This is a genomic window from Enterococcus sp. ZQ21 (genome assembly GCF_030053755.1).
Classification (GTDB): Bacteria; Bacillota; Bacilli; order Lactobacillales; family Enterococcaceae; genus Enterococcus_B; species Enterococcus_B lactis.
Window position 1 is genome coordinate 2,513,846 of sequence record NZ_CP125658.1, and the last position, 20,843, is coordinate 2,534,688.

The window sequence follows — 20,843 nt, forward strand, 5'->3', positions numbered from 1 at the left end:
ATTGGCTCTACGCAGTAAGACAAATTTTTGCAGAAACTTCTTCAAAAGTTTGTACAAAAATTGGCCTTAGTGCAGATAGTTTCTCAGCGCACTTTTAGCCAAAAGCAGGAACAGTGAGGAGAGGCTGGAAAAATAGTGGCTCCAGCCTCTTCTTGCTCCTGAATCTGGCTTCATGTGCCGATTCAGTTTTTCAGTGAGAAGCGAACGCCATCAAAAAATGCAGAAAAACATTGTCATCCATTTTTTCTTACGATATTAAGCCGTGAGGAACGACCATGCTCGATGAGGTCATGTGTCTGCTGATCACTCAAAACTGAATAATTATTATTGCCTTATTGCTTAAAATCCAAATGAGCCAGCGTCTTGACGATCCCGCTCTGCCACAGTGTCAGCATACTTGTTCAACTGTTGATTGATGCTTTCCAATAACTGCTCCATCTGTTTGACATTTCCTTCCAGCTGATTGTATTGCTCTAAATATGCTTGGAAGGCTTGTCCTTTCCATTGTTGAGCGATTTGTTGGTTCATGGAATTGACCTTTCTGATCGCATCTTGGATTTGAGATGCTGCCTGCTGGTAGACCTTTGCCTGTGATTTAAGCTGTTCGGGTGTGACTGCAATTGCTCCTGCCATGTTTGTTCCTCCTAATAAAAAGTTATTTTTTGTTACGCGTACATCATAAACTATTTTTTGTCTCTGTGGTCAAAATGTAGCATTCACGCACATCATGTGTCGTATACGACGTGTTATTTTGCCTCCTTATTCCTCCTTTTTTGACTGGTCAAAAATCCAAGAAAAATAACTATACAAATTATTTCTAATCTCACATATTTTTCTAAGTATGACCTTTTTAAATTTATTACAAATCACTTTGAAATAATTCTTAAAAACTGGCTGATATTTTAATGTTTTATGTTCTTTCTCAAAAAAATATAAAAAAAACGGCTAATATTTACTTGACAATACTCCTCTGTCCCCCTTTTCTTTCTATCCAGAACGAATATTCCCTCTTGTAAATGCAGATGATCCTCCTTCGTTTTATATGTGGTGAATATTCTCCCATTTATTAAGTACGTAAATATTTGAAAAAATTTTTTTTGATTTGATTTTTATTGTCTCATTATCCTTTTGATATTTTTCATGCAAAAAAATACCCAAGGTATTTGATGTAACACCTCGGCTGTCTCTCTTTTTATTTGTCTACTACTAGTAATTCGTCTAATTGAAAATCGATTTCATAGATTCTTTCTACATTTCTCAAAAGTTCATGATTCATTTTATGATATTTCGTTGCACCAAGTTGCTGACAAATCTGCAACGCTTGGTTTACTTTTTGTCTTCCTTTTTCATTTCCTTTGATCATCTCCCAGATTCCAGTGAGTAGGGAATACTGATTTCGTTCAAAGAACATATCTTCTTCTAAAAAGACTGCTTCAAGTTTTGAGATATATTTCCAAATTAGTCCGCGTTGTTGCTGCTGGATAAAATGGATAATCGCGTTTGCCAGCATCCGAAAGCTCTCATTCTTTCGATCCTTGCTGTTTTGATAAGCGGAAATACTGACTAATGCTTTATCTAACACTAAATCGATAAAGAATGGATCAAAAGCATACATACAATGATTGAATAACACCAACTCATAGTTCGTCCATGTCTGTGCATAAATCAGATACTGATAAACTTCTGAATCAGCAACATCAATTGGCTCATCTACTATACGAGCAATCAGTAATTTGCATAAACTAGCTAGATGTCTCTCCTTTTGAGTGATGTCTCCTTTTTCTTCGCACAGGCTGATCAAATGTTGCAATTCTTCTTTATCTTGATTCATAAATGCTAAAACCATTTCTTTCATCATCCGGTCCATGTTTGCCACTTCCGGCGGATAATCGAATATCCTCAGTTCATCATAACCAAGATTGAGTTTTTGTAAAAAATATGAAAATTTGCTAACTGTCGTGTCTGCTTGATTTTTTACAAACCGTTCGTAAACGGATCGGCTGACTTCCTTTCCGCATAATTCTGCTACGGAGATACCTTTTTGCTTTCGAACAAATTCGATGATCTCCCATACTTCCATTTTGCCAACTCCTTTATAAATATGGCTCTCCTTCAGTTGAAAACAATCGCAACATGATTTTGTATGAAATAACATATACCAATCCATCAGATCTTCATTTTTCATTTCTAAAAATCATTTTTTCGTAAGACGTTCCTTGTTTTTCATGATATCATCGCTGTTAAAACCAATTGTTCATTTACCAGTATTTTTAAAAAAACTTAATCATAATAGTTGTTTTATAATTTTGCAATCCATTAGGGGATAAAGAATAAGCGGTAAATTAATACATATAATACGTTATTTTATTTTTGCTATATGAAAAATACTCATTTTTATTTTTTCTAGTAGAATTTTATCTTCTAAGTATGCCCCTCGTATGAACTATTTACCATTGACAAACGTTAAATAAAAATTTAGAATATTCACAAGTTTGACGACAATTATGAAAATTTATGTCGTGCTAAAGGAGTTTTGTTATTGGATGAAAAGTTAGATATAAAAACTGCGATCAAAGACACGTTACCTACCGTTTTTGGTTATATCGGTATTGGACTTGCATTTGGTATCGTTGGGAAAGCTGCCGGGTTTCATCCGCTGGTCGTCACGTTGATGTCCCTGCTGATTTATGCTGGTTCCGCCCAATTTATCACGGTTAGTATGCTTGCTAGCCACAGTCCGTTGCTTTCCATCGTTCTCTCGACCTTTCTAGTCAATTCCCGAATGATTTTGATGAGTATGACGATCGCCCCTTATTTCAAGAAAAATCGGCTGATTCAAAATCTGCTCATTGGCACATTGCTGACAGATGAAAGTTTCGCTCTGGGAATGAATAAATTGAACTATACGGGACAAAAGTTAAACTTTCGTTGGATGAATACAGCTAATTGGATTTCTTATTTGACGTGGGTGGGTTCTTCTCTTGTTGGCGCACTTTTAGGTAATTTTATTACTGATCCGAAAAAGTTTGGTTTGGATTTCGCCATCGTCGCTATGTTTATCGGCTTACTTTATCTTCAAGTCATTTCTGATAGAAACACCTCTAAACGATTACAGTTGATTCTGATTGGTCTCACTTTGATTCTGGTATATGTCGGACTGATTTTTATCCCAAGCAACTTAGTGATCGTAGTTGTAACACTGATCGGGTGCGGATTGGGGGTGTGGATCAAACATGCCTTCTTTTGAGTTTACATTGCTGACTATTTTAGGTTGTACTCTAGCGACTTGGCTTTCTAGGGTCCTACCGTTTGTCTTACTGAAAAAATTCGACTTACCGCGACCGTTGCTTGAGTATTTAAGTTTTGTCCCAATCGTCATTATGTCTGCTTTATGGTTCAGCAGTCTATTTACCCAGAACATCGGACATCTGCCGCAGATCAATCTCGAAAATGCTTTGGCTTCAGTTCCTACGCTTTTAGCTGCTATTCTTTCAAAAAGCTTATTGGTGATCGTCTTGGTAGGTATTCTTTCCCTTTCATTGATTCGCTTATTATAAATAAAAAAACAAGAGCTTATGACAAATTACTGTCATGCGCTCTTGTTTTTTATTTATAATAAGAAGAAAATCGGCGTATTATTGCTTATCCGTTGAACGGACCACTAACAACGACTTTTCCTAACATATGTCCTGTTTCTACGTCTTTGGTTGCTTGTTTCAAGTTCTTCGCATTGATCCCATCTGAATAGACCTTGCTCAATGTACTGCGGATAATCCCTTCGTTTGCTAAAGCAGCAATGTGCGCTAAAGCTTCTCCTTGCGTTTCGATTTCATAGTTATAGTCTGTTTTAGCGAACATATACTCCCAGTCGAAACTGATAGATTGGTTTTTCCAAACACCTATGTCTAACGGCTCTTTGATTCCTACGATCGTTCCCACATGTCCAAATGGTCGGACAAGGTGCTTGATTTGATCAAAATAGCGGGTAATATCGAATAATACAGCGACATACTCTACTTGATCGATTCCCAATTCACGAAAACTTTTACTTAAGTCTTGATGATAATCGATTGGATAGTCTACGCCTGTTTTTTTCAGCCATTCAAAATTCTTCGGACTTGCAGTCGCATAGACTTCTAGACCAGCCCAATGCGCTAGCTGATTCAAAATCGAACCGACGCCCCCAGCTCCGTTAATCACTAAGATTTTTTTCCCGCGGTTGGCATTTTCTTCTGGAATCAGACCAAATTTTTCAAATAACAATTCATAAGCGGTCAATGAAGTCAATGGCAACGCTGCGGCTTCTTCATCTGACAGATTTTTCGGTGCAAGAGCGGCAATACGTTCGTCAACCAGTTGGTATTCTTGATTGCTTCCTGCTCTTGTTGTTGTACCTGCATAAAACACGCGATCGCCGACAGAAAATTTTTGCACTTCATCACCTACAGCAACGACTTTCCCGACCCCATCAAACCCTAAGATACGCAAAGCATTTCTTATCCCATTATCTTGGCGAAGTTTCGTATCGACAGGATTGACAGATACTGCGTTGACTTTTACCAGAAGATCCTGTGAAGTGGGTACAGGTACCTGTTCTTTTTCATCCATAAAGCTTTTTGGATCATCAATCGGCAACCCTTCATAAAAACCGACTACCTTCATTAATTCCTTTTCTGACATACGAATTCCTCCTTAGCTTCATCAAGTTGGAGCATCCATACAATGTTCATTTCAATATATATAGTATGTTATTTGTTCCACCTTTTTTATCCATCATAATTATTCTCTTACTTAAAGTAAACTATTTGCACTTTTTTGGTTAAAAAAGAGGTTGCGACAAGACTTTTGTCACAACCTCTGATAAACGGTGTTCTCCTACCAACTCTTCGGTCACAAGTTACAATATTCATAAAATATGAGGAGCTATTTTTGTTTGGCTGTTCTTATGACTTGATGCAGGACAGCTTTTTCACGACCTCTGATTCACGGTGTTCAAGCAAGAAATCATTGTTCACTGAAAAGTGTTGGATGTTCTTTTTCAAAGGTGTCTAAGATCTCTCGTACTTCATCGGTAGATTTCGTATTCATCAACTGAACACGCAAGTCATTTGCTCCTGGAAATCCTTTGATATAGATTTTAAAGAAACGATGCAGTCCTGTGATCGAACGTGGGATGATTTCTGAATAATGATCTTGCAGATCTAGTTGCAGACGAAGTAGGCCAATCAGTTCTTTTTCTGTATGTTCTCTCGGTTCTTTTTCAAATGCATAAGGATTTTTGAAAATCCCCCGGCCAATCATGATGCCATCTACGCCATATTTTTCAGCCAATTCTTCTCCTGTCCGGCGATCGGGGATATCTCCATTGATCGTGATTAGTGTTTGCGGAGCGATTTGGTCACGTAAAGCAATGATTTTAGGAATGACTTCCCAATGTGCATCTACTTTACTCATCTCTTTACGCGTACGCAAATGGACAGAAAGATTGGCTATATCTTGATGAAGTAGGTGACTGATCCATTCTTCCATCTCAGACATTTCCGTATAACCGATACGCGTCTTGACGCTAACAGGCAAACCGCCAGCTTTAGCTGCTTCAATCAATTGTGCCGCTACTTCTGGACGAAGGATTAAGCCACTGCCTTTTCCACGTTCTGCTACATTAGGAACTGGGCAGCCCATGTTGATATCGATTCCTTGGAAGCCCATTTCTGCCATAGCAATGCTCATTTCTCTAAAAAATTCTGGCTTGTCTCCCCAAATATGGGCAACCATCGGCTGTTCATCTTCTGTAAAGGTCAATCTTCCTCGTACACTATCTTTTCCATCTGGATGACAGAAACTGTCTGAGTTTGTAAACTCAGTAAAGAAGACATCCGGTGCTGCTGCATGCTTTACGACATGGCGAAATACAACATCTGTTACATCTTCCATTGGTGCTAAAACAAAAAAAGGCTTTGGCAGCTCTTTCCAAAAATTAGTAGTCATTTGTTTGTTACTCTCCATTCTATCAAGCAGTGAAGTCGCAATCTTTCTCAAAAACATTGTCATTATACTAGGAAACAAAAAAAGAAGCAAAGTGAACAGCTTAAAAGATGTTTCTGATTGAACAAAAAAGACTGTGACAAAAATCTTATCACAGTCCATTTTCCGGAATAAATGGTGTTCAATCAGCTGACCCTCGGTATTCGCTCAACAAGCGACAAAATATGAGGATCTATTTTCCCGTTTGTTTCTCTAATACTCAGGTCAAAACGCTGATTTCACAACCTCTTTTCTAACTTCTCAATCCTCTTCCTTTATTGATCAAATACCAAGTAACGGCGTACAAAACAACGATGAATAACACAAGTACGATCATCGATGTTGCTACTGGCACATCGATCGTTCCAAGGAATCCGTAACGGAAACCGGAGATCATATAAACGATCGGATTGACTTTCGAAACAGCTTGCCAAAAGGGCGGTAACATCGAGATGGCATAGAAAACGCCACCTAGATAAGTTAACGGCTGCAAGACAAATGTAGGCACGATCGATACATCATCATAAGACTGAGCAAAAATCCCGTTGAGCAGTCCTGCTAACGAAAACAAAATCGCTGTCATCAATAATGTAATGATGACCATGAACCATGAATACACATGAAGTGGTACAAAAAACAAGGAAATGATCGTTACGAGAGAGCCGACGAGAATACTACGACCCACTCCGCCAATCACAAAGCCCCAAATGATCACATGGGTAGGAACAGGTGCTACCAAGATTTCTTCGATGTTTTTCTGAAATTTTTGAGAGAAGAAGGACGAAGAAACGTTGGCATACGAACTAGTGATAGCAGACATCATAATCAAACCAGGCACGATGAATTCCATATATGAAAAACCACCCATGTCACCGATCCGACCACCGATCATTTTTCCGAAAATAACAAAATACAAGGATGTCGTGATCACTGGTGGAACCAGTGTTTGGACCCATATACGCAAATAGCGGTTCGTTTCCTTGATAGCTAAACTTTTTAATGCAGTAAAATAAAGATTAAACATTTTTCTCCTCCGTATGATCATTTTCTTCTGTGATTTTCAAGAACAGTTCTTCTAAACGATTCGACTTATTCCTCATAGAAAGAACTTTGATTCCTTGTCTTGTCAGCTGATCGAAGATTCCGTTCACCCCTTGATTTCGTTCAACTTCGACAGCGATTGTCTGTTCATCTTCAAATGTACAAGCGTATCCTTCAATCACAGGTTTGGTCTCATATGGCGCTAAATCAAAGATAAATGTTTCAAATTGCAGTTTGGATAGAAGCTCTTTCATACTAGTATTCTCAATCAGTTCACCTGATTGGATGATCCCGATGTTGCGACAAAGCATTTCAGCTTCTTCTAGATAATGCGTTGTCAAAATGATCGTTGTACCATGTTCGTTCAATTCTCGGAGAAACTCCCACATCTCGCGTCTCAATTCAATATCGACTCCTGCTGTTGGTTCATCCAAGATCAGCAAACGTGGTTCATGCATCAATGACCTAGCAATCATCAGTCTTCGCTTCATCCCCCCGGAAAGCATACGTGCACGGACATTTCTCTTTTCCCAAAGATTGGACTGCTTCAAATATTTTTCGCTGCGTTTCATCGCTTCTTTGCGAGACACACCGTAGTAACCTGCTTGATTCACGACGATTTGCTGGACCGTTTCAAAGGGATTGAAATTGAACTCTTGCGGGACTAATCCAATCTGTTGCTTTGCTCGGACTAGATCCGTATCCAGATCATAACCGAAGACTTTCACTTTTCCAGATGTTTTATTGACTAAAGAAGTAATGATTCCGATCGTTGTAGACTTCCCAGCTCCATTTGGTCCTAATAGCGCATAGAAATCTCCTTCTTTCACGGAAAGATCGATTCCTCGCAATGCTTCGACCCCACTTCCATAAACCTTTTTCAAATTATTTATTTCAAGCGCATTTGCCATTTATTTCCTATCTCCTTATAGACATGATTCTTTATTGTATCATGGAATACAGCAGATGAAAAAACAACTTGGTTCCAGCGAAAAATCAGGTTGCTGGGCTCAGGAAAATCTTCTAATAAAAGACATCAATCGGATGAAGTCAGACAACCTTTTCAGAAAAAACAAATCGAAGATAAAGGATTACTATTCATATGTGCAACAAAAGGAGCGTGAGACAAAAGTAAAGAACACTTTTGTCTCACGCTCTAAACACGTATAAACGGCGGAAGCAAAAGCCAAGATTTTTGATCCAATGAATACTTTCGATCACTTCGCCTATCCCAATACATGCCACTGCCGCTTTTCATCAAATGACGCGGCTTCCGTTTTTGCGGTTTCTACTAAAGTCTCTGGGTAATCCAAAACTTTCAGCAAGGCAATCGCATTTCGGGTCCTTGAAGGTCCTTCTTTTAATTTGAAATCAAAACTGATTCCTTTTCCTTCTGTTACTTGTTCTTCAAAGTGGACATTCTCACAATAATTCTTTAAAATCTCTGTCAATTCGATATCATGTGTGGCGACAAATGCTAAAGATGGATACTCCGCAAGCCACCGAACGACTGAAGCGGAAGAAGCAATCCGTTCGATCGTGTTTGTCCCTTTTAAAATCTCATCTACGAAGCAGTAACAGCGTTCTTTGGAAGCCACTTGGTCCAGCAAACGTTTGATCGATTTGATTTCTGAAACAAAATAACTATCGCCTTCAAATAAATCATCTTCGATTGCCATGGAAGTCAACACATGTCCAGGTTGCAGGATAAACTGTTCTGCAATCGCTGTTTGGATCGTCTGTGCTAGAATACAGCTGATAGCTATACTTTTGACATACGTAGATTTTCCTGATGAATTGGAACCCGTGACTAATGTATTCTTCTGCCAGTTGACTGGATTCACTACCGCTTCTTTTAACAATGGATGATAGATATCTTTCGCTGTCACACCGCCCTCAGTAAATTCCGGACGGCAAGTGATGGGCATATAAGTACGGTAATTCAATATTGCAGCAGCTACTTCTAATTCTCCCAGCAATTCCCACAGCTTGATGGCTTCAGTTGAATGTTTTTCTAATTTAGTGAGAACGAAATGATAGGAGATAAATGGCAGCATGAACATGATGTTGACATATTCAAAAATCAACTCTGCTTCACTCCCGCTCTTCATACGAAATGAAAAACCTAATTTAGGGATGTCTCTTAATGGTTTAGTTTGCTGTTTCAGCTCTTCTTGAAGTGGTGTCGGCAGTTTTGCTAACTGATTAGCGGCTGAAATCGTTGAAACCAAATAACTCATGCTATTCAGCTCTGTTTCTAGTGTTTGTTTCTTCACTAGATAATAGACCGTATTGAATACTAACCCACCGATTGCCAAATAGATTCCTAGTACTTGACCTAAAAGAAGCAAACCTACACCCACCAGCGGAAGCAAGCCAAGAAAAATAAATAAACCTACGCGTCCAATCTTTTTACTTTTTCCATCCGCTAGATATTGTTTTGCAAAATTATGATCTTTTTTTCCTAAACGAGCGAATTGATATTGGATTTTTTCTCTCAGTTGAGGATTTTCCTGATAAAAAGCAATCAGTTTTTCTAACTGCTGATCTTCGCCAAAATCAAAGCTGCGTAAACGTTGATACAACGCTTCTGAACCTACACTAGAATAGGTACTGTTGATCCCTTCGAATACTTCGAACATATCCAGGTCATACCAAGTAAGATCGTCGATTTCGCTATCCCATGAACGGAACTTCTTCTCCGTGAGCCATGCTTCCTTCAAGCTTTCTTCTTTATCAAATCTCGGTTGATAAGGAATTTTTCCCCATTTGCTACGAACTGTTTCCTTTAATTTCAAACGTGAAAAAATGTCTAAAATGACCAATAAAATAACAACTGCAATAATAATTGAAACGATAAATTCTCTTTGACCCATATCCCTCTCCGTTCCTTTATTTGTTAGCTTTAGTATAGCACTGTTGCGCTATTTGAAAAGGGGGTAAAAAAACACCTTTCAAAATAAAAGGTGTTTTTTCTTGTATATTACATATTTATCTCTCATTTATCAAAATTGACAAATAATCATAGGGAGGAATTGTTGTTAATTCTTGTTTATTCTCCAGTGCATTGACAACTGTCCCAAGGGAAAGGATAGCCTCAGGTACTATTTTTTCTTGTTCTGTTGGATTAGCTAAGCGAAGAACAAATCCTTGTTCATGAAAATAAGAAGGATAAATCGATGATACAATTAAGTCTTCAGGTAATTCAATCAATGAAAATTTACGAGGAACATCAAGTTCGTTTTGTAATGGCCAAATCTTGTTATCTAACCTGTGAATAAATACATTCAGTTTCTGCTTTTGATAAGAAATAGATTGTTCTAACCGTTTTTCTGCCTGTTTTGCCACTTTGAACTCATTAAATCTTCCTTCTTCTACATTAAATCCAAAAGTGACTTTATACTCACCTATTTCTTGAGCTAGCGGTGTTTCCATCATGACATGCCCTTCATTTGTCGTATCTCCTGAAGCTCGCCCAGGTCGCCAAGCAAGATTAGGTTTTCCAAGTTCCCCTGTTGTTGAAAATAAGGTTATGATCAATTGATTTTCTATACGTTCATACTCTTTTAAACCATCTGCATAAAAAGTAAAATAATGATCATTTTCTGCCACAGAGACACTCTTATCGAATATTTCTAAATTAACAGGTTTCTCTACCATAGTTTCTGACCAATCCGGAGGAATGACATCAGGGGTATTTTCAATAAATCCGTTTTGAATTTGTGCAATTGATTTTTCAGATTTATCTAAAACATTAATTGCTAAGCGCATACGATGCGAGTAAACAGTATTATGAATTTTGAGTGTGCCTTCAACGATTTGACTTTCTCCCAGACTGAACGATATTTCATAAGATATTTCTTCCATTTCGGGTTTTTCAGATAAACGATCTTTTAAATTTTTAGGAAGTTGAGCTTTTCCGTAAACCACTAATGTTTCTTGTAAAGAATCTTTATATACTTTAGCTGTTTCAAATTTTAGAGATAGTTCTGTATCTCCTTCTAATGGTGAATAATCATACGTATCGCCATCATTTGCTGAATCGATCAAATGAACGAAATCAAGATATTGTCTATCTCCAACTATCAAATTCAAGTGCCCATCCTTAAAAGAAAGTTTATATTTATTGTTACTTATCTCAGTTTTGTCTATCTCGATTGCTGTTTCTAATTTTTCATTATTTTTCTCAAATTCAACAACAGTGTATCCTAGCGCTGGCACATTTACATTTATTTTTATGTCAAGTTCATAATAAGCTGGTTCATCAAAATATTCGAAACCTGTAGCAATCATCCGATAAGCATTTTTCCGTTCTGGAAAATAAACTTCTTTTTCAATGATATTATAGGGACTGCCTTTGAAATGTATTTTCTTTGAATCAGCTACTACATGCACGATTTTCGATCCACTATAATTCTCAGTCGTTGTGTTGAAAACAAGGACTTCATTCGATTTTAGCTTTAATGCATCAGCCATCCGTTTTACAATAAGGTTTTCGATTCCGTCGGCTATCTCATTAGCTTCTTTGATCCGATGGAAAATATCTTCCGCAACATTATCTGAAACACAGCCACCAATACTATCATGAGCCTGGTTTTGCAAAATCTTTTTCCATAACCGACGAAGTAGGCCTTTACTGATATGGATACCATTTCTTTCTGCAATCAGCATGAGCGGCTCAACTCGTTTTAAAATTTTTTGTTCCAATTTAAAATTTTCTATTTTCATTTTTGTTCTTACTGAGCCAATCGAACGATGAACACGAGAGTAAACCGGCTGACGAAGTTCACCTTTATATTCAGGTAATTCTTTTTTATTTTTGATAACTTCTACATAAGAAGGATAATCTGAAATAATATTGTGGAATTTACTGTATTTATTCAACTTCTCTACGACTTGATCAAAATTTAAAATCATTGACTTTTGATCTACACCCGAAGGTACTAAAATATCTTTGTTTTTTCCTTGCATATGAAGCATTTCAACTGCTTCATCCAACTTTTCTTTTGCAAATTCAGGAATATCTTTAATTGCGTCTAAGGTCATCATTCCAGTCATATAACCAAATGGAAAATTCATGGCATAAACAAATTTATCTCCTAATCCTTTCCAGATAAAGTAAGGAGATGGAACCATCGTTTCAAAGTTTAATCCTCGCCAACACATGAAATTATCGATTTCTACTTGATGCAAAAGTGTAGGCAAATTCGCATTGAACCCAAACGTGTCAGGCAAATACCCTACCATCATTGGATCTCCATATTTAAGGATCGTATCACTGATCCCAATCATTAAGTTTCTTAAAATTGATTCAGCATCCACTAATAAGGCATCTGTTTGTGCATACCACGGTCCCACAAATAGTTGTCCTGTTTTCATCAGTCGTTGGATAACCTTAAGCTTTTGCGGATTGATCTCCAAATACTCATCGACGATTGAAGTTTGTCCATCTAAACAAAAGTTTACTTTAGGGTTCCTTTCCAATTCATCTAGAACTTCAGTAAAGACCTGATCAGACAATACGATGGCATCTTCATTTGTAAAATACCATTCTCTGTCCCAGTGCGTGTGTTGAATTATATGTGCATTGACCATGTCAGATTCCCCTACTTTCCTTCTTCTACTGAATTTACTTGTTGTTCTTTTTTATACTTGATGGATTTTAGTGCATTGACCATTAACGCTGTAACCACTCCCCCAATAACAATTGATACTAAATATAGAGGTATATTCGTAACAAAAGGAATTGCCATAAAGGTTGAAAGCATTGTTTCTTGAGTAACACCAAAAAATCCATTTAGACCACATGCTACTGCAGTGCCCACCACGATGCTTGGTATTACTCGTAAAGGATCTTTCACGGCAAACGGGATCGTCCCTTCAGTAATCCCAACAAGGCCCATAATCATAGCTGTCTTTGCATTATCTCGTTCTGATTCATCATAAAGTTTTTTGTTTAAAATTGTTGCTAAAAACATTCCAAATGGCGGAATAGCAATACCTAATAACATGGCTGTACTAGGTCCAAAGCTTCCGCTTGAAAAAGAAGCAACCCCAAAAGCATATGCAATTTTATTGATAGGTCCTCCCATATCAAACGCCATCATTCCTCCTAAAATAGCCGACATCAAAGCAGCATTTGCTCCTGACATGCCTTCTAGCCAATTAGTCAGTCCTGTTGTCATTGCTTGAATAGGCGTAGCTAGTACATACCATAATATGATTCCAACAACTAATGTAGTAACAAAAGGAATCAGCATAATTGATTTTAGACTAATAACTTGCATCGGTACTTTTACTTTTTTCAATGCATTAGCTAAATAGCCACAAGCTAATCCAGCAACCATTCCTCCAATAAATCCCATACCAAGATTTTGACACATCATCCCAGTGATAAAAGCTGGTGCTAGACCGGGACGGTCAGCAATTGAATATGCGATATAGGCTGAAATCATCGGTACAATAAACTGTAATCCCGTCTGACCAATCATTCGCAGGACTCCCCAGAATGTATCCGTCTGGTCCCAAACACCTGTGCCACCAAAAATGACTGCAATAGAAGTTAGTAACCCTGCTGCTACGACAAGCGGGATCATATAGGAAACCCCACTTTGGAAATGATTTAAAATTTCTCTTCCTTGTTTCTTGAATTCCATTAGTAACTCCCCCACGATACATTTTTTATTTGTTAATTAATGCAATTGCTTCATCAATCGTCTCTTCACCATCTTTTACTACCTCTGAGGTTCCTACTGTTAAAATCGGTTTACCATCAAAGCGACCTCGTTCTGAAACATTTGTATCTACTGCAAATATGACAACATCTGCCTCGGAAACATCCGAAATTGAAAGTTTGTTTTCTATCCCCATAGCCCCCTGTGTTTCTACTTTAATATCTAACCCTTTCTTCTTCGCAAACTTTTCTAAATTAGCTTTTGCCATATAAGTATGGGCAATCCCTGCGATACATGCTGTTACTGCTACTATTTTTGTCATATGAAATTCCTCCTTTTAAAATGATAGAGCTTTTACCAATTCTTTTTTATTTCTCGAATCTTTTATTCTTTTAACAAACTCGTCATCCATCAATCTTCCAGATAATTCTGCTAAAATACGTAAATGATTAGTACCTTTATCAGTGTCTTTTATTGCTAACAAAAAGACGAGATCAACTGGTTGATCATCTAATGCACCCCATTCAACAGACCGCTTTAACTTGGCTACAGCCACTGTTGATTCAATTACTGCTAGGCTTTTGCCATGAGGAATGGCGATATTTTTCCCAATTCCTGTGGTCATATGGTTTTCTCTGTCAAATACGTCTTTTTGAAATTGTTTGTGGTCAGACACAAACCCATTAGTCTCTAACAATTTCGATAATTTTTCGACTACACTTTTTTTATCAGATGCATTTAAATCTATCACTATATTATTTATATTGATTTTTTCACTGATCATTTATAAGCCTTCTTTCAATATATAAACTAATTTTTCAAACGACGAACTCGTTTTTAAATTTGCTAATAACTCATGATTCGAAGCGATTTCATTGAATGTTTCATAAATTTTATTCAATTCAGGTTTTACTTTTTCATTAAGTGCAAAAAAGAAAACAGAATGAACAAGTGTCCCATCCCAATCAATTCCTTCTGGATTAACGTAGACACAGATTACTGGTTTTTTTATAAAATCTACTTCGATATGCGGCATAGCAAAATCATTCATCGCTGTTGAAGATAGTTTTTCTCTTTTGATTGCTCCCTCTAGTATCCCTTCTTTCGCGTAATTTTCTTTTACCAATTTTTTGGTAATTATATTTAAAACGTTCACTTGATTATCCTTTATTTGGTGGGTAAAAAAGCAAAATCGTTTATCTAATAAATTTAGAAAAGCATCTTCTGTTTGTTCATTTAACTGTAGATACTGTTTTACTTTTCTGACATCTGCCCCTAACATCAAAGGACTAACAACAATAACAGGAAAATTTGTATTTTCAATCGGAATCGTGCTTATAACAAGTTCATCAGTGACTTTTCGATCTTGTAGTTCATTGATGCTTAGTACATCTTTTATCTCAACCATATCTGCAAAACCGTTATTTATTCTTTGCTCTAATAATTTTGATGTTCCATATCCGCTACTACAAACTAATATCACTTTCGTTTTGTCAGGTTTGTAACGATCCAAAAGTGATTGAACATGGAGTGTTACGTAAGCGATTTCATCTTCATTGAAATGTATACAGAATCTCTCTTCGATTTCCTCTAATAAATCCACACTTATCATAAATGACCTTTTAAAAGAATATTTGATTTTGTCCGTATAAGGATTATAGATATTTACTCCCAATTTGAGTCTTTTAACTGCTGCATTGAGATGTAATACTAGATTATTGATCAATTCTTCATCAGGATAAAATTCATTTAATTTAGTTCTTACTAGCTCTTGTAGCTCAACACCCATATCTAAATAGGAAAGCTTCGTTTGATCTAAGTCGTGATTCATAGCATTTTTTTCAATCGAAGTAATGTGGATGTCAACATAAGCTTGTTCATCTATTGGCACAATAATTGAAAATGCTTTTTCAATCATTTTGATTAAAATAAGTGTGTTCTCTGAGATTTCTTCTTCAGAATTATTACTACGTGATAAGAAATTGCTTGTTTCAATCCTTTCTATCGCAATAGCAAGGTGGATAGCTAAAGTTTGAAATTCATAATCTGTAAATTTCAATTGTGTCTTATTCATGTATCGATTAAGCAATTCGGCTACTTTTTTCAATATGTCCTTATTTAAGAAATTATTTGCTTCACCAATGAAATTAATATTCAAGTCTAAGAGATCTGTTTTACTGTTAGATGCTGTAAAGCCACCCCAATAATAGTTCACAACTTCTGACATCAACCTTCTTTTACTTTTTTCATCAGCTTTGATGCGCACGCCATTTCGATCTGAAACTAAGGACATCCCATGCTTGTTTAGTCTTTTTCTAACATCTTTCATTGTGCTTTCTACCGTCGACCTGCTCACGTATAATTCGTCAGCAAGATTTTGAATCTTTAGAGAATCATTAGTATTCAATAATTTAGCAAACACATAAGTTAGACGGTCCTCCGGAGAGTCTGCGATATTGATTTTATAACTGGATAATAAATTTCGAAGTGTTTCTTTTTTTCCAATAAGCGAAACGCCTTTTTTAGGTTGGACCAACATTTGTACATCTGGCATTTTTTGGATTATTTCTTTCAAAATTAAAATATCTTTGCTAATTGTTTTCGTAGATACATATAATTGTTCTGATAATTCTTTGTAAGTTGTGTGCTCATTTTCAATCAAAAAGTATAGTATTTTCATTTGCCGTTCGCTAAATTCGATGCCCATTATCTTCACCTCCTGAATACAGCTTAAGTGTACAATTATTATCTCTATTTTCATACAGAAGAAAGTTCTTGATTAATGTAGAAGTTTCTAATATTCTTGATTATTTCAAATCAATAAAAAAGCCTGCAATATTTATATCACAGGCTTTTTTCTCTATTAAATATATATAAGATAATACATTTTTCTACTAGTTCTCACTAATCTTGTATAATTAAACCCTCCGCAACTTGACGGAGATGGAGAAGATGCCCCCGTCTAATTTAGCGGTCATCTCTCCTCTCATTCCTTCCACCAATTTTTTTGACAGGTAAAGCCCGATTCCGCTAGATTCCGTATTTGTGCGGCTGGTATTTTCTGTATAAAAACGCTGGAAAACTTTTTTACTCTCTTCAATCTTGATAATCATAATCAATTGAATTATAGCTTCTCTTGCTAACTTTAACAACTCAATAGTTAGCTCTTCAAAATCATTAAAGCTAATATTATAGGCAAATTCATCTAATCTGCTACTTTCTTTATTTAAATTTAACTCGTAATAGTCTAAAATTTTTAGATACCTATGCTCCATAGCATTCCTTACACCAGATATTTTTTTTAATACTGGATCAATATGTTTATCACCATACACTGTTTTGTTTCTTAAATCTTTGTATATCCACCACAACCCATTCAAAGCATAATTTTCTCTTTGAATTTTTTGGATTTCCTTCCTCCTTTTTTGATTTCTCACATCTTTGTACCATAGATTTACAAAACTAATAACATCATCGGATATGCCCAATTTTAAGTACTTATTTAGAAAATAAGCAAGTTTATCAAATATTGAATATATGCTTCGATACGCAGCTTTTACTTTTTCAATTCCTATTCCATATACTGGGTAGTCAAGAGTATCCACTAAATATACATCCTTATCAGAATAATGTAGCGTTCTATCAGTCAATCCTTCATAAATCCAAAATCTTGCAGATACATATTCTTGTTTAATTTGATTAAAAATACCATGATACCTCGGAAACCACGTATTATCTATATCTTCTACTATTCCAGGTAAGTGTAATGGATCATAGCCAACTTCCATTTCCAAAAAAAGATCATTCAATTGATTGAGTGCTACTCCATTAGCCCCAACCCATGATCTATAGTTCTCTTCTTCCTCAGACATATTCTCTATAGGTTCTAAAAAGTCCGTTAAAGAAAAATCAATCTTTAAATAATCTAAACTGACACTACTTTTAATCCCATTTAAATATTTATAGAAAAGTACCTGTGCCATTTCCTTTTCAGGAAACGTTACTTTCTCATCTAAAACACTTTCCAGTAAATGAAATGCATAACAAAACATAATATGCCTATGGCTCTCATCAAAATAAGAATAGTCTACTATTTTTAAAGCTAAATTTCCAACTGCCATAGGAAAGTTCATTTCTAAAACTTCATTCAAATTATTAATTGATTTTACATATCTACCACACTGAGAAAGTATGTTTCCATAATTAACAGTTAGTTGTAGAAAGAGTCCGTCTATATAAGTTTTTGAAATTATAGAAGATTCATCGTCCATTATCAATTCATCATAGCCTAACAAACATAAATCTTTTGCTGTTCTATATAAATAAAGACACCGTTCATAAGTTTGCTCTTTAGTGTCTATATTTTCATTTTTGGGCAAAATATCCATTAAACTAGTAGCTGAACAATATAAATAACTGGCTTTTATCATCGTGTCTAGTTCTTCTTCATGACCTAAATTAAAACAAATTTCACTCAATTTTAGAGATTTATCAATATCTCCAGAATCAAGAGCTTGATCGCATTCTAATTGCATAATTCGTAATTTCTGATTTTCCCACCAATTTCCGATTTAAACCTCCTCCTTAAGATAAGATGCTATTTCTCTACTATCCTAATAATCTCTGATATATCATCAATCTCTAACGCATCCGCGATTCTTTCAATGTGTTCTAAATAAATTTTCTGTCTTTTTCCATTTGCCAAATTGCTTAAATTTGATGGCTCAATTCCCGATAATCTTGCGAGCTCTCTTAAAGATATTTGTCGTTCTGCTAATAAATCGTTGATTAGCACTTCCACTTTTCTACCACCTTCATTTTCGTTCATTTATATTTCCTCCCCCGTGTTGTCTATATAAACATGGTATAGTATAATAATTTTAGATTGTTGTTCAAATAGACATGGGTTTTATAAAATAGCAGGAGGTACCCTTATGACATCGAAAAATGAAAATAAAGAATTACTGACAAAGAAGAATCAACCGATTAAAACCATTACTCAACAAGATATCAATGCGCTAGAAATAACGCTTGAGCAACTTCAATCATGGTCATCAATACTAGAGGTATTAAACAAATTTTTCGATTGTGAAAAAGAACCAATTAATAAGAAAAATATTATTCAGAAATACCATGCAAATGCCCAAATATTCAAAATCTTTCTCAATGACTTTCTACAACGTACTGAGAGTTTAGAAAAACAGCTTGAAAAGTTAAAAACTAGAGAAAAGGTTAAAATTTATGAAAAATGAGGTAGCTAAAAAGTATTTTTTTTTGACTATTTCGTTTCAATATTCATCTCATTTATTTGCACCTAAAAACACACAAAAAAAAGACACTTTCCAAAACTTGGAAAGTGCCAGAAAAGTTAGGATCAAGGTAACTGCGCTCAGCATTGCTTCGCCCAGTACGATTCTCGTAACTCGTGAACTCGAACGATAATCGCAATTAACGTTTTGAGAATTGTGATGCTTTACGAGCTTTTTTAAGACCTGGTTTTTTACGTTCGACCATACGTGCGTCACGTGTAAGCAAGCCAGCACGTTTAAGCGCTAAACGGAAGTCAGGATCAACTTCTAGCAATGCACGAGCGATACCATGACGGATAGCTCCTGATTGTCCAGCGTATCCTCCGCCGTTTACGTTAACAAATACGTCATATGCGCCTTTTGTTTCAGTAACAGCGAAAGGTTGATTGATTACTTCACGCAAGTCAGCATGTGGAATGTATTCTTCAACATCTTTTTTATTTACAGTAATTTTACCAGTTCCTGGTACTAGACGTACGCGAGCAACTGCGTTTTTACGACGGCCTGTGCCGATATATTGAACTTGTGCCAATGAAATTCCCTCCTATTAGATTAAGTTTGTGATGTCTAAAACTTCTGGTTGTTGTGCTGCATGTGGATGTTCTGCTCCACCGTATACGTTCAATTTTGTAAATTGTTTGCGGCCTAAAGTGTTTTTAGGAAGCATACCTTTTACAGAAGTTTCGATCAAACGACGAGAATTTTTAGCACGCAATTCGCCAGCAGTGATTGATTTCAATCCTCCTGGGTAGTTGCTGTGACGGTAATAAATTTTGTCAGTCGCTTTTTTACCTGTTAATTTCACTTTGTCTGCATTGATGACGATGACGAAATCGCCAGTATCCAAATGAGGTGTGAAAGTTGGTTTATTTTTACCACGTAGTACAGATGCAACAACTGTTGAAAGACGTCCCAATGGAACATCAGTTGCGTCTACTACATACCATTTACGTTCTACTTCGCCTGGTTTGGCCATATATGTTGTACGCACGTTATTTTCCTCCAATTTAAGTTCTGATGTTTGACATACACTTCGAGTTTCCGGGGCTCTTTGTGGGGCAAACAATACCATTTAACATATTACCCGCTAATCTAGTCAATGTCAACGTTTTTCTGCTTGATTGAAAAATTTATATGAAACTTTACTTCTTTTTCTTTCTTTTATATAAAAGGGTCGTTTCCTGCCAAAATGAAAAACAAAAAGGACGCTGAACTATCAAGTTCTGCGTCCTTTTTTCGGTCAAGTTCAACAAAGTTTTTACGCGTCGATCTCTGGCGCTTTGCCTAGATGAGCTTGGATCATCCAGATACGTTTTTCTGTGGCTGTTTTGAATTCGATAAAGATATCTTGTGTTGGATCGTCGCCTTCTTCTCCAGAAACTTCGATTCCTTTTTGGTAAAGATCTGCTAGATAACGGTAGCCTGCAACAAGTGTTTCCAAACGTTCAGGAATCGTGCGGTCCCAACGTCCTACTTCATCAGGGATTTTCGTGTTATCTGCAAATTCACGTAATGTAGAATAAGGTGAACCGTCTAATGTGATCAAGCGTTCGGATACTTCATCTAACTGAGCGTTCAAATCGTCCATGAACTCATCCATCATTGGGTGCAATGTAAGGAAACCTGGTCCTCTCATGTACCAATGTGTTTGGTGAACAACAACAGACATTTGGCTTAGATCTGCAACTAATTGATTTAATACTTCTTTGGTTTGTTGGAATTTCATCTTTCTTGCCTCCTAACATTTTCTTACACTTAAAATAATAGTAGACTTTCAATGAAAAGTACAACAAAA

The 20,843-nt window shown here is 36.3% G+C and carries 19 protein-coding genes and 2 pseudogenes; 3 read left to right on the forward strand and 18 right to left on the reverse strand.

Annotated features, from left to right (window positions below; genetic code table 11):
* Positions 1–339 precede the first annotated feature (339 nt).
* Together QK255_RS12155 and QK255_RS12160 are read right to left on the reverse strand one after the other, a co-directional pair.
* The gene (locus QK255_RS12155) at positions 340–633 is read right to left on the reverse strand and encodes a WXG100 family type VII secretion target (protein WP_002310516.1); all 294 of its coding nucleotides are present in this window, start codon (positions 631–633) and stop codon (positions 340–342) included.
* A 559-nt stretch (positions 634–1,192) separates the two neighbouring features.
* On the reverse strand, positions 1,193–2,080 hold the full coding sequence (locus QK255_RS12160) for an Rgg family transcriptional regulator (RefSeq protein WP_002329812.1): 888 nt from the start codon (positions 2,078–2,080) through the stop codon (positions 1,193–1,195).
* A gap of 459 nt (positions 2,081–2,539) precedes the next feature.
* Here QK255_RS12160 and QK255_RS12165 point away from each other — a divergent pair, with 459 nt between their 5' ends.
* Together QK255_RS12165 and QK255_RS12170 are read left to right on the forward strand one after the other, a co-directional pair.
* Positions 2,540–3,247, forward strand: coding sequence for an AzlC family ABC transporter permease (locus QK255_RS12165; RefSeq protein WP_002315845.1), 708 nt, complete (start codon positions 2,540–2,542; stop codon positions 3,245–3,247).
* Positions 3,234–3,557 (forward strand): AzlD domain-containing protein, encoded by a 324-nt coding sequence (locus QK255_RS12170; RefSeq protein ID WP_002310520.1) that lies wholly within the window; start codon positions 3,234–3,236, stop codon positions 3,555–3,557. Before QK255_RS12165 ends, QK255_RS12170 begins: the two co-directional genes overlap by 14 nt.
* An 85-nt stretch (positions 3,558–3,642) precedes the next feature.
* Here QK255_RS12170 and QK255_RS12175 read toward each other — a convergent pair whose 3' ends face one another.
* The 13 genes and pseudogenes from QK255_RS12175 to QK255_RS12235 all read right to left on the reverse strand — a co-directional run bounded on the left by QK255_RS12175 (position 3,643) and on the right by QK255_RS12235 (position 18,567).
* Entirely contained in the window at positions 3,643–4,680 is a 1,038-nt protein-coding gene (locus tag QK255_RS12175; protein ID WP_002336176.1) for a zinc-binding alcohol dehydrogenase family protein, read from the reverse strand.
* 324 nt (positions 4,681–5,004) lie between these two features.
* Entirely contained in the window at positions 5,005–5,988 is a 984-nt protein-coding gene (locus tag QK255_RS12180; RefSeq protein WP_002329810.1) for a tRNA dihydrouridine synthase, read from the reverse strand.
* Positions 5,989–6,277: 289 nt separating this feature from the next.
* Positions 6,278–7,048: an ABC transporter permease gene (locus tag QK255_RS12185; RefSeq protein ID WP_002287492.1), complete on the reverse strand. Its 771-nt coding sequence runs from the start codon at positions 7,046–7,048 to the stop codon at positions 6,278–6,280.
* Positions 7,041–7,976 (reverse strand): ABC transporter ATP-binding protein, encoded by a 936-nt coding sequence (locus tag QK255_RS12190; RefSeq protein WP_002329808.1) that lies wholly within the window; start codon positions 7,974–7,976, stop codon positions 7,041–7,043. The genes QK255_RS12185 and QK255_RS12190 overlap by 8 nt, the downstream gene beginning before the upstream one ends.
* A 315-nt stretch (positions 7,977–8,291) precedes the next feature.
* Complete coding sequence (locus QK255_RS12195) at positions 8,292–9,941, reverse strand: MutS-related protein (RefSeq protein ID WP_002329807.1); 1,650 nt, start codon at positions 9,939–9,941, stop codon at positions 8,292–8,294.
* A 115-nt stretch (positions 9,942–10,056) separates the two neighbouring features.
* On the reverse strand, positions 10,057–12,660 hold the full coding sequence (locus QK255_RS12200) for a glycoside hydrolase family 38 N-terminal domain-containing protein (protein WP_002329806.1): 2,604 nt from the start codon (positions 12,658–12,660) through the stop codon (positions 10,057–10,059).
* An 11-nt stretch (positions 12,661–12,671) separates the two neighbouring features.
* Positions 12,672–13,721 (reverse strand): PTS fructose transporter subunit IIC, encoded by a 1,050-nt coding sequence (locus tag QK255_RS12205; RefSeq protein ID WP_002305530.1) that lies wholly within the window; start codon positions 13,719–13,721, stop codon positions 12,672–12,674.
* A gap of 25 nt (positions 13,722–13,746) precedes the next feature.
* On the reverse strand, positions 13,747–14,061 hold the full coding sequence (locus tag QK255_RS12210) for a PTS fructose transporter subunit IIB (RefSeq protein ID WP_002302516.1): 315 nt from the start codon (positions 14,059–14,061) through the stop codon (positions 13,747–13,749).
* Positions 14,062–14,076: 15 nt separating this feature from the next.
* On the reverse strand, positions 14,077–14,523 hold the full coding sequence (locus QK255_RS12215; RefSeq protein WP_002302514.1) for a PTS sugar transporter subunit IIA: 447 nt from the start codon (positions 14,521–14,523) through the stop codon (positions 14,077–14,079).
* Positions 14,524–16,446 carry a BglG family transcription antiterminator gene (locus QK255_RS12220; RefSeq protein ID WP_002329805.1) on the reverse strand — a complete coding sequence of 641 codons (1,923 nt, stop codon included), beginning with the start codon at positions 16,444–16,446 and terminating at the stop codon, positions 14,524–14,526.
* Between the two features lie 211 nt (positions 16,447–16,657).
* A pseudogene (locus QK255_RS12225) lies at positions 16,658–16,828 on the reverse strand (ATP-binding protein); the annotation flags it as partial.
* A gap of 18 nt (positions 16,829–16,846) precedes the next feature.
* Positions 16,847–18,274: pseudogene (locus QK255_RS13375) on the reverse strand (LA2681 family HEPN domain-containing protein); the annotation flags it as partial.
* 62 nt (positions 18,275–18,336) lie between these two features.
* Complete coding sequence (locus QK255_RS12235) at positions 18,337–18,567, reverse strand: helix-turn-helix domain-containing protein (protein WP_002342327.1); 231 nt, start codon at positions 18,565–18,567, stop codon at positions 18,337–18,339.
* A gap of 106 nt (positions 18,568–18,673) precedes the next feature.
* On the opposite strand from QK255_RS12235, the gene QK255_RS12240 reads away from it, so the two are divergent.
* On the forward strand, positions 18,674–18,991 hold the full coding sequence (locus QK255_RS12240; protein WP_002329802.1) for a hypothetical protein: 318 nt from the start codon (positions 18,674–18,676) through the stop codon (positions 18,989–18,991).
* Between the two features lie 196 nt (positions 18,992–19,187).
* Here QK255_RS12240 and rpsI read toward each other — a convergent pair whose 3' ends face one another.
* The 3 genes from rpsI to QK255_RS12255 form a co-directional block, all read right to left on the reverse strand.
* Entirely contained in the window at positions 19,188–19,580 is a 393-nt protein-coding gene (rpsI, locus tag QK255_RS12245; RefSeq protein WP_002287505.1) for a 30S ribosomal protein S9, read from the reverse strand.
* Between the two features lie 15 nt (positions 19,581–19,595).
* The gene (gene rplM, locus QK255_RS12250; protein ID WP_002323724.1) at positions 19,596–20,024 is read right to left on the reverse strand and encodes a 50S ribosomal protein L13; all 429 of its coding nucleotides are present in this window, start codon (positions 20,022–20,024) and stop codon (positions 19,596–19,598) included.
* 282 nt (positions 20,025–20,306) lie between these two features.
* Positions 20,307–20,774 carry a Dps family protein gene (locus QK255_RS12255; protein ID WP_002310545.1) on the reverse strand — a complete coding sequence of 156 codons (468 nt, stop codon included), beginning with the start codon at positions 20,772–20,774 and terminating at the stop codon, positions 20,307–20,309.
* Between the last annotated feature and the right edge of the window lie 69 nt (positions 20,775–20,843).

Bases quoted from the DNA above. Each gene is read 5' to 3' on its own strand.
- QK255_RS12180 (WP_002329810.1), bottom strand. From the start codon at position 5,988: ATGACTACTAATTTTTGGAAAGAGCTGCCAAAGCCTTTTTTTGTTTTA.
- QK255_RS12155 (WP_002310516.1), bottom strand. From the start codon at position 633: ATGGCAGGAGCAATTGCAGTCACACCCGAACAGCTTAAATCACAGGCA.
- QK255_RS12195 (WP_002329807.1), bottom strand. From the start codon at position 9,941: ATGGGTCAAAGAGAATTTATCGTTTCAATTATTATTGCAGTTGTTATT.
- QK255_RS12255 (WP_002310545.1), bottom strand. From the start codon at position 20,774: ATGAAATTCCAACAAACCAAAGAAGTATTAAATCAATTAGTTGCAGAT.
- QK255_RS12205 (WP_002305530.1), bottom strand. From the start codon at position 13,721: ATGGAATTCAAGAAACAAGGAAGAGAAATTTTAAATCATTTCCAAAGT.
- QK255_RS12210 (WP_002302516.1), bottom strand. From the start codon at position 14,061: ATGACAAAAATAGTAGCAGTAACAGCATGTATCGCAGGGATTGCCCAT.
- QK255_RS12170 (WP_002310520.1), top strand. From the start codon at position 3,234: ATGCCTTCTTTTGAGTTTACATTGCTGACTATTTTAGGTTGTACTCTA.
- QK255_RS12200 (WP_002329806.1), bottom strand. From the start codon at position 12,660: ATGGTCAATGCACATATAATTCAACACACGCACTGGGACAGAGAATGG.
- QK255_RS12175 (WP_002336176.1), bottom strand. From the start codon at position 4,680: ATGTCAGAAAAGGAATTAATGAAGGTAGTCGGTTTTTATGAAGGGTTG.
- QK255_RS12190 (WP_002329808.1), bottom strand. From the start codon at position 7,976: ATGGCAAATGCGCTTGAAATAAATAATTTGAAAAAGGTTTATGGAAGT.
- QK255_RS12240 (WP_002329802.1), top strand. From the start codon at position 18,674: ATGACATCGAAAAATGAAAATAAAGAATTACTGACAAAGAAGAATCAA.
- QK255_RS12185 (WP_002287492.1), bottom strand. From the start codon at position 7,048: ATGTTTAATCTTTATTTTACTGCATTAAAAAGTTTAGCTATCAAGGAA.
- rplM (WP_002323724.1), bottom strand. From the start codon at position 20,024: ATGGCCAAACCAGGCGAAGTAGAACGTAAATGGTATGTAGTAGACGCA.
- QK255_RS12215 (WP_002302514.1), bottom strand. From the start codon at position 14,523: ATGATCAGTGAAAAAATCAATATAAATAATATAGTGATAGATTTAAAT.
- QK255_RS12235 (WP_002342327.1), bottom strand. From the start codon at position 18,567: ATGAACGAAAATGAAGGTGGTAGAAAAGTGGAAGTGCTAATCAACGAT.
- QK255_RS12160 (WP_002329812.1), bottom strand. From the start codon at position 2,080: ATGGAAGTATGGGAGATCATCGAATTTGTTCGAAAGCAAAAAGGTATC.
- QK255_RS12220 (WP_002329805.1), bottom strand. From the start codon at position 16,446: ATGGGCATCGAATTTAGCGAACGGCAAATGAAAATACTATACTTTTTG.